Origin of the sequence: Streptomyces nanhaiensis (assembly GCF_046614825.1) — a bacterium.
GTDB lineage: Bacteria > Actinomycetota > Actinomycetes > Streptomycetales > Streptomycetaceae > Streptomyces > Streptomyces radiopugnans.
On record NZ_JBKJFM010000072.1, the window covers coordinates 21,580 to 29,098 of the forward strand.

Below are 7,519 nucleotides of genomic sequence, written 5' to 3' on the forward strand. Positions count from 1 at the left end.
CGTCAGGTCACTTGACCGTGCACGCCTTCCCGTTCAGGGAGACGGCGTCCGGGTCGGCCGCCTGGCCGCCGGAGGTTCCGTTGAAACCGAAGTTCACGGAGCCGTTCATCGGGATGGTGGTGTTCCACTGCGCGGGCTTGGCGACGACGTTCCGCCCGGTCTGGACGACCTGGGCGTTCCACGCCTGGGTGATCTTCTGGTCGTCGGCGAAGGCCCAGGTCAGCTCCCAGCCGCTGAGCGTGGCGGTGCCGGTGTTCTTCACCGTCACGTTGGTGCTGAAGCCGCTGTTCCACCGGTTGGAGGAGTAGGTCACCTCGCAGGTGGGCGTCTCGTCCGGGTCCTCACCGCCCGGGTCCTCACCGTTGCCGCCGCCCTGGCCGAGGTCGTCGAGGTAGGAGGCGATCCAGGCCAGCGGGGCGTTCCAGTTGATGGTGATCTCGTTGGTGGCCCAGGACTCGATGTGGTCGATGTAGCACATCGCCGGGGCGCAGCCCTGGAGCTTGTCCTGGGCGATCGGGTCCTGGATCTCGACGTTCGGGCCGCCCGCGACGGAGCCGGGCGCCGGGTTGGGCAGGTCGGAGTCGAGCTGGTTGGCCCAGAACCGGTGGTGCTGGTTGCGCGAGTCGCGCTCGCCGTAGCCGGTGACGTAGGACTGGTTGAGCGGGTTGCGGCCCAGCAGGTAGTCCATGCCGCGCAGCACCGCGTCGCGGTAGGCGGCCTCGCCGGTCAGGTCGTGCGCGGTGGCCAGGACCACCATGTTGTTGAGGACCTGGCTGTTGGAGCCCCACACGTAGTGGTTGTCCTGCGGGGCGTAGGGCACGCCGTAGGCGGCGCCGCGGGAGTCGGCGGCGTAGCCGTCGGCGGCCTCGGTGACCATGGCGCGCACGCCCCTGAGCTGGGCGTCGGTCAGGTCGTTGGGCACGGTGGCCAGACTGAGCGCGCCCAGGCCGGCGGTGGCGCCCCAGGACATGCCGCCGCGCGGGAAGACGGCGTCGGTGTCGCCGTGCAGCGGGGAGTTCAGGACCGCCTGGCGGTAGGTGTCCTCACCGGTGGTGACGAACAGCTCGGCCGCGGCCCAGTAGAACTCGTCGCTCACGTCGTTGTCGCTGTAGGCGCCGCCGCCGGTGCCGTCGTTGGGGTCGGCGAGCACGTCCGGGTGCGCCTTGGCGGCGGCCCAGGCGGTCTCGGCGGCGTCCAGGCACTTCGCGGCGAAGTCCGCGTCGTACTCCTCGAACAGGCGGGCGCACTGGGCCGCGGAGGCGGCCACGTTGAGGGTGGCGGCGGTGGACGGCGCGTGCAGCTCGCGCGGCTGCGGGTCCTGGTGCGGCAGCAGCGGCAGCCCGGTCCACTGCCGGTCGTGGATCTTGTGGTGCGCCATGCCGGCGAGCTCCTCGCCCTCGGGCACCATCATCCGCATCATGAAGTCCATCTGCCAGCGGGCCTCGTCCAGCACGTCCGGGACGCCGTTGCCGCGCTCGGGGACGCGGAGCTTCCCGTCGCCGAGCTCGGCGCCGTCGGCGCCCTCGGCGGTGAGGGTGCGCTCGTAGTTGGACATCACCTGGGCGACGGAGATGCCGCCGTTGACGACGTACTTGCCGTGGTCACCGGCGTCGTACCAGCCGCCGGAGACGTCGAGGGTGTAGTCGCACAGGCCCTCCTGGCACGGGACCTCGGTGTCGCCCTGGTTGGGCGCGGCGCCGACGTGCCCGGCGGGGCGGGCGTACTCCTCGCCCACCAGGTCGGCGTCGATCTCGATGCCGCTGCGGTTGTGGTAGAAGTACGCGAGCGCGTCCGAGCGCAGCGAGGAGTACAGGTCGTCGCCGATGTCGAAGGGCTCGCTGGTCTCGCCGTCGATGGTGACGGTGTAGCCCTCGCCCGCCTCGTCGAAGTCGCCGAAGTCGAAGGTGTGGACGTTCTGGCGGGAGGTCGGGTCGACGCCCTTGGGGGTGGTGGTGCCGGACGCCTTCTCGGTGCCGCCGGCGTCCTTGAGCGTCCAGGTCAGGGCCGAGGTCTTGTCGGTGACGAAGGTGCCGTTCTTGGGCCCTTCGGTGAGGTAGCCGACCTGGTTGACGCGCACCGGTGAGCCGGTGTCGGGCTCGTAGACGGGCGGCTCGGCGCCGCCGGTGAGCGAGACGTCGTCCAGGCAGAAGGTGTACGCCTGCTCGCTGCCGCCGATCTGGAAGGCGAGCTGGGCGGCCTCGTGGTCGGCGTTCGCGGTGAAGACGTGGCTGAAGGTCTTCGCCTCCGCGCCGATCTGGTCGGCCGAGGCGTGCTCGGTGGTCCAGGGCTCGGTGGCCATCTGCACGTTGGTGCGGACGGTGATCGGCTCGCTGGCGCTGGCGGTGAAGCTCAGCTCGTAGCCCTCGCCCGCGGTGAGCGGGATGTCGTTCTGCCCGACGATGGCGTCCCAGGGGTTCTCCGTGCCGGCGGGCACCTCGGCGCACAGCCGGCCGTCCACGACCTCGCCGGGGCTGTTCTCCGTCCACCACCAGCCGGTGGTGCCGTTGGAGAAGTCGCCGTTGGTGATCAGTTCGGGGCCGTCGGCGGACTCGGCCGCGAGGACGGGGGCGGTCAGGGCGCCGGCCAGCAGTCCGGCGGCGGCCACGGCGCCCAGTACGCGGCGCCTGCCGCGGCGCGGGCGGCCCGCCGCCGGGGGCTGGGGGGGCGGTTGAGGTGTCACAGTTCGGTCCTTCCGGCGTGGGGAAAACGGACGGGGCGACGCGACGGCATGGCGAGACGCGCCCCACAACGCCTGGGAGCGCTCCCATAGATCGTGGGGTGCATGACAGACAGCGTCAAGACGTCGGACGCCACCAACGGATTCCCGCAACCGGGCGGACCGCCGGCCGGCCGCGGCGTGCGTTCCCGGGCCCGCGGCGGCGCGGGCCCGGGAACGCACGGCTCAGCCCAGGGTCGCCGTGGCCCGGGAGCCGGCCGAGCGCCGGCTCCCGGGCACCGGGGCGCCGCGTCGCCCGCCCAGCCGGCGCCGGACCCCGCGCACCAGCCGCTCCGCCGTGAAACCGGCCCCGTAGACGAACCGCATGGAGGGGCCGAAGGACGGCGCCGTCAGCAGCCCGGCGAAGAACAGGCCCGGCACCGAGGACTCGAACCGGCCGTCCACCTCGGGCGCCCGGCCGGTCCCCGCCAGCCGCAGGCGGTTGCGCACGTACGGGTCCAGCAGGCCCAGCCGCCCGATGTCCGGGACGAAGCCGGTGGCGGCCACCACGTGGTCGGTCTCCAGGGTCGTGGCCGCCCCCTCGGCCGTCTCCAGGCTCAGCCGCACTCCCCCGCCGGCCGGGACCGCCGCCCGCAGCCGCTGGCCGAGCAGCACCGGGATCCGGCTCTCCACGCGGTCGCGCAGCCACCAGGCCCCGGCCGGGCCCAGCGCCCGGTCCACGATCCGCGTCCGCAGCGCGCCGGGCAGGCGGCGGACCACCCAGGGGGTCTCGGACCACACCCAGCTCGGCCAGCCCGTGCCCAGCCCGCAGTGCGGGTCGACCAGGGAACGCAGCGCGGAGCGCTCCAGGGGCTGGGGCGGGGTGTTCCAGGCGACGCTGCCGGCGCGGGCCACCACCCGGGGGTGCGCACCGCACTCGGCCAGCAGCGCGGCGGTCTCCAGGGCGGCCTGCCCGGCGCCGATCACCGTGACGTCCAGGCCGCGGAAGCGCGACAGGTCCCGGTGGTGGCTGCTGTGCGTGACGAGTTCGCGGGGCAGGGCCCGCAGCGGCTCGGGGCGGTGGACGAACGGCATCACACCGACCGCCAGGGCCACCGTCCGCGTCAGGATCGTCTCGCCTCCCTCCGTCTCCACCAGGAAGCCCTCCGTGCGGGGGCGCACGGAGACGACCGTCTCCTCCTCGACCGACGGCACGGCCGAGCGCCCGAACCACAGCCCGTACTCGGTGAAGACGCCGATCGGCAGCGGGGTGCCGTGCTCGGCGCGCAGCCCGCGGGAAGCGCAGTAGGCGGCCAGGGTGTGCTCGCCGGAGGGGTCGGACAGGTTCGAGGACCAGGGCTCGGACTTGAGGAACATCCCCTCGGGCATGTGGTCCCGCCAGGAGGCCATCGGGCGGCCGAGGACGCGCACCCCGATCCCGGCCGCCGCCGCGTGGGACGCGATCGACAGTCCGTAGGGGCCCGCGCCCACCACTACCAGGTCGTACATGGTCGGTCACCGTTCTCTCGTCGTGGGGTTGTCATGCCGTGGGGTGTTCGGTGGCGCGCAGGTCGGCCGGAGTCCGGGGCGCGCCGAGGGGTGCCGGGGCTCCGGCGGCCCGGCCGCTCCTGCCGCTCCGGCCGTCCGGGCCTTCCGGCGCCGGCCCGGGGACGGCCGGACGTCCCCGGCGCAGCAGACGCAGTCCCAGGCGCACCGCGGCCTTGCGCCCGCCCTGCCCGAGCCAGGCCGCGGCCATGGTGAAGAAGGGCGCCGGGTCGTCCGCGGCGAACCAGGCGGTCTCCGTCTCCCGCGGCTCCTTCCCCGCGCCCCCCTCGCCCCCGGCGGACCCGCGGCCGCGCCGGGCGGAGGTGAGCGGCAGGCCCTCGGAGGGCAGTGCCGCCAGCGAGGACAGCAGGGCGTAGTTCTCGGCGACGAAGACACGGCCCGGTACGGGGTCGGCCGGAGCGGCGGTACGGCCGGTGAGGTCCAGGTGCAGGGCCCGTACGACGTCCAGCCCCGAGCGGTCGGTGAACAGCCGGAACTGCGCGCCGGGACGGGGGTTGAAGTCCAGCAGCTGACAGGCGCCGGTGGCGGAGTCGAAGCGGAAGTCCAGGTCGAGGATGCCCCGGTAGTCCAGGTGCTCGGCCAGCAGCCGTGCCGCCCGCTCGACTTCGGGGTTCGGCAGCCAGCGGCCGATCGCCGTGAGGCCGGCGCCCACCGGCCAGGAGCGCTCCTTGCGCCCGGCCCCTCCCGCCAGGCGGACCGCGCCGCCGGTGAAGCAGCCGTGGAAGAACCAGTCGGTGTCCCGGCCGCCGGGCACCAGCCGCTGGAGCAGCAGCCGGCTGCCGGCCTCGCCGCTGCGCCGGTACAGGGCGCGCGCCTGGTCCTCCGTGGTGACCACGGTGGTACTGCGCAGTGTTCCGCCCTGGGGCAGCAGCCAGGGGCGGCTCCACTTGGCGATCAGGGGCAGGCCCAGTTCCCGGGCCGCGGCGGCGGCCTCGCCGGCGCTGCGCGGGCTCACGGTCGGCGGGTGCGGGATGCCCAGTTCCCCGCACATGGCCGCCAGCCGGGCCTTGTCGGCCACCTGCTGCGGCAGTTCGGGCGGCTGTTCCGGCAGCAGGAAGCGCCCGGTGAGCCGGCCGGCGAGCCGGGCCGCGGCGATGGCGCCCATGTCGTCCATGGGGATCAGGACGGCGGGCCGTCCGATGCGGTCGGAGATCTGACGGAGCATCCGCTCCAGCCGGTCGTCCGACGCACCGCCGGCGTCGACCGTCTCCCCCGTCCGGTGGGTGCCGCGGACCCCGTCCGCCGGCAGGTGGTGCCCCTGCCGCAGGTAGCGGGAGCGGCCGATGGGGCAGTGCGGCGACTCCACGACGGCATGGACCTCGACACCCGCGCGACCCAGGGACCTGATGGCCCCCAGGGTGCCGTGGTGGAAGGGGTTCCGGTCGAGTCTCAGCAGCAGTACGGGTACCTCGGTGTCGAGCGGTGGCGACATGGTGCGCAGTCCTCGGTGTTCCTCGGGGTTTTTCCCGGCGTTTTTCTCTGGAGTTCTATGGCGTTCTATGGCGTTCTCCGGACTTCTCCGGTGTTCCGCGGACCTCCCCGGCCTTCTCCGGTCCTCTCCGGCGTTCTGCCGAAGGTCTTACCGGGTACGGGATCCTCGGCGTCGTCGGCGCCCCAGAATTCCTTCCGGTGCTGGGCCGAGCGAGCGACGAAAACAGCGAACGGGTTATCAGAAAGCAACCCTGCGGCTCATTTGAGAGATTCTCCGATTAGTGTCTCGGAAAAGACGCGCAGGGCCGGGGAGAACGAGCAGGCCGTTCTGGCGACGCAGCAAGGAGGCACGATGCCCCATCGACACCACCGACCGGGAGGAACCGGTCGGCACCGGAAGCCCGCGGCGCCCGCCCGGCGACGCAGACTGACGGCCGCGTGCGCCGGGGCCGTCGTCGCCGGAGCGCTCGTCGCGGGCGGCGCCGTGGCCACCGGCACCTTCGGGGACGACCGCCCCGGACCCCGTCCGCCCGCCTCCTCCTCCCCCGCCGTCGGCGCCTTCCTCGGGTCGGGCTCGGACGGGGTGCGGCGGATCGCGGAGCTGCGGGAGTGGCTCGGCGGCGCGGACCTGCGGGTGGGCCACACCTATCTGCCGGGCGACACCTGGGAGCGCATCGAGAGCGACCCGCACTTCCTGCGCCCCTGGGCCGAGTGGCGGCGCGCCGACCCCGACCGGCTGTTCGTGCTCAACGTGCCGATGCAGGCGCGCAACGAGGCAGGCGTCCCCGACCACGAGGTGCGCGAGCTGCTCGCCCAGGGCGCCAGGGGCCGCTTCGACCACCACTTCCGCACCCTGGCCGGGCATCTGGTCTCCGCCGGGGTGCCCGACACGGTGATCGTGCTGGGCTGGGAGATGAACGGCACCACCTACACCCACCGCTGTGCTCCGGACCCGCAGGCGTGGAAGGCGTACTGGAGACGCATCGTCACCGCCATGCGGTCGGTGGACGGGCAGCGGTTCCGCTTCGATTTCGCGCCCAGCCGGGGAAAGGACGCCATCGGCTGGACCGAGTGCTATCCGGGCGACGACGTGGTCGACATCATCGGAATGGACTCCTACGACCAACCGCCCGGCGAGACGTTCGACGACCAGGTGAACCAGCCCTACGGACTGCGGCACCAGGTGGATTTCGCCGCCGCACGCGGAAAACAGATCTCCTACCCCGAATGGGGGCTGTTCCGCAGGGGCGACAACGCCGAGTACATGCGGCGCATGCTGGACTGGATCGAGGAGCGGAAACCGCTTTACCACACCATCAGCGACTACTGCCCGCACGGCGTGTGGCGGTGCGAGGAGAACCCGAAGTCCTCCGCGGTCTTCCGGGAGAGGATGACGCCCGGCGCCTCGCGCCCCGGCCGGAACCGGCCGGAGTTCTGCGTGGATCTGGGCGACTGGCTGGGGGGCTGGTTCGGCGACCGGCGGCTGTGCGTCACCTTCTCCTGGGCCCGGAGGCCCTAGACCGGTCCCTGGGCGGCCGGGCGCCGGGGCGCGGGCCGCGCTCACCGCGCCCCGGCCGGTGTACCCGCCGGCCGGGGCGGCGTACGGGGTGTAAGGGGTGTGGGGCGGGTCACCGGGCGGACCGCCGGCCCAGCCTGCGCCGCTCCTCCGGCGTCCCGTCCCCGGCGGCGTCCCTGCCGGGGGCGGCCGCCTTGCCGGGGGCCGCGGAGACGGACGCCACCGCCGCGGCGGCCGCCTTGGCCGCGGCCTTGACGGCGGGTGCGGGGACTCCCGGGTCGGCCGCGGGCGCGGCCTGGGCGGGAGGCGCGAACACCACCGGGGAGGACGCCGGGGCGGAGGGTTCCGCG

5 protein-coding genes are annotated in these 7,519 nt (G+C 73.7%); 1 reads left to right on the forward strand and 4 read right to left on the reverse strand.

Features of this window, described 5'->3' with window-relative positions; genetic code table 11:
• Positions 1 to 7: 7 nt before the first annotated feature.
• From ACLIYP_RS16960 to ACLIYP_RS16970, 3 genes are all read right to left on the reverse strand, one after another.
• Positions 8 to 2,680, reverse strand: a complete 2,673-nt coding sequence (locus ACLIYP_RS16960) for a glycoside hydrolase family 9 protein (protein WP_412713972.1) — start codon at positions 2,678 to 2,680, stop codon at positions 8 to 10.
• A 222-nt stretch (positions 2,681 to 2,902) separates the two neighbouring features.
• Entirely contained in the window at positions 2,903 to 4,165 is a 1,263-nt protein-coding gene (locus ACLIYP_RS16965; protein WP_412713973.1) for an NAD(P)-binding domain-containing protein, read from the reverse strand.
• 31 nt (positions 4,166 to 4,196) lie between these two features.
• Positions 4,197 to 5,654 carry a carboxylate--amine ligase gene (locus ACLIYP_RS16970; RefSeq protein WP_412713974.1) on the reverse strand — a complete coding sequence of 486 codons (1,458 nt, stop codon included), beginning with the start codon at positions 5,652 to 5,654 and terminating at the stop codon, positions 4,197 to 4,199.
• Between the two features lie 351 nt (positions 5,655 to 6,005).
• On the opposite strand from ACLIYP_RS16970, the gene ACLIYP_RS16975 reads away from it, so the two are divergent.
• Positions 6,006 to 7,172 (forward strand): glycoside hydrolase family 26 protein, encoded by a 1,167-nt coding sequence (locus ACLIYP_RS16975; protein WP_412713975.1) that lies wholly within the window; start codon positions 6,006 to 6,008, stop codon positions 7,170 to 7,172.
• Positions 7,173 to 7,281: 109 nt separating this feature from the next.
• Here the strand turns inward: ACLIYP_RS16975 and ACLIYP_RS16980 are convergent.
• Positions 7,282 to 7,519, reverse strand: a 238-nt coding sequence (locus ACLIYP_RS16980) for a hypothetical protein (protein ID WP_412713976.1), incomplete at its 5' end; no start/stop codon positions are given.

Excerpts from the sequence above, each read along its gene's own strand:
- ACLIYP_RS16975 (WP_412713975.1), top strand. The coding sequence starts at position 6,006 with ATGCCCCATCGACACCACCGACCGGGAGGAACCGGTCGGCACCGGAAG.
- ACLIYP_RS16965 (WP_412713973.1), bottom strand. The coding sequence starts at position 4,165 with ATGTACGACCTGGTAGTGGTGGGCGCGGGCCCCTACGGACTGTCGATC.
- ACLIYP_RS16970 (WP_412713974.1), bottom strand. The coding sequence starts at position 5,654 with ATGTCGCCACCGCTCGACACCGAGGTACCCGTACTGCTGCTGAGACTC.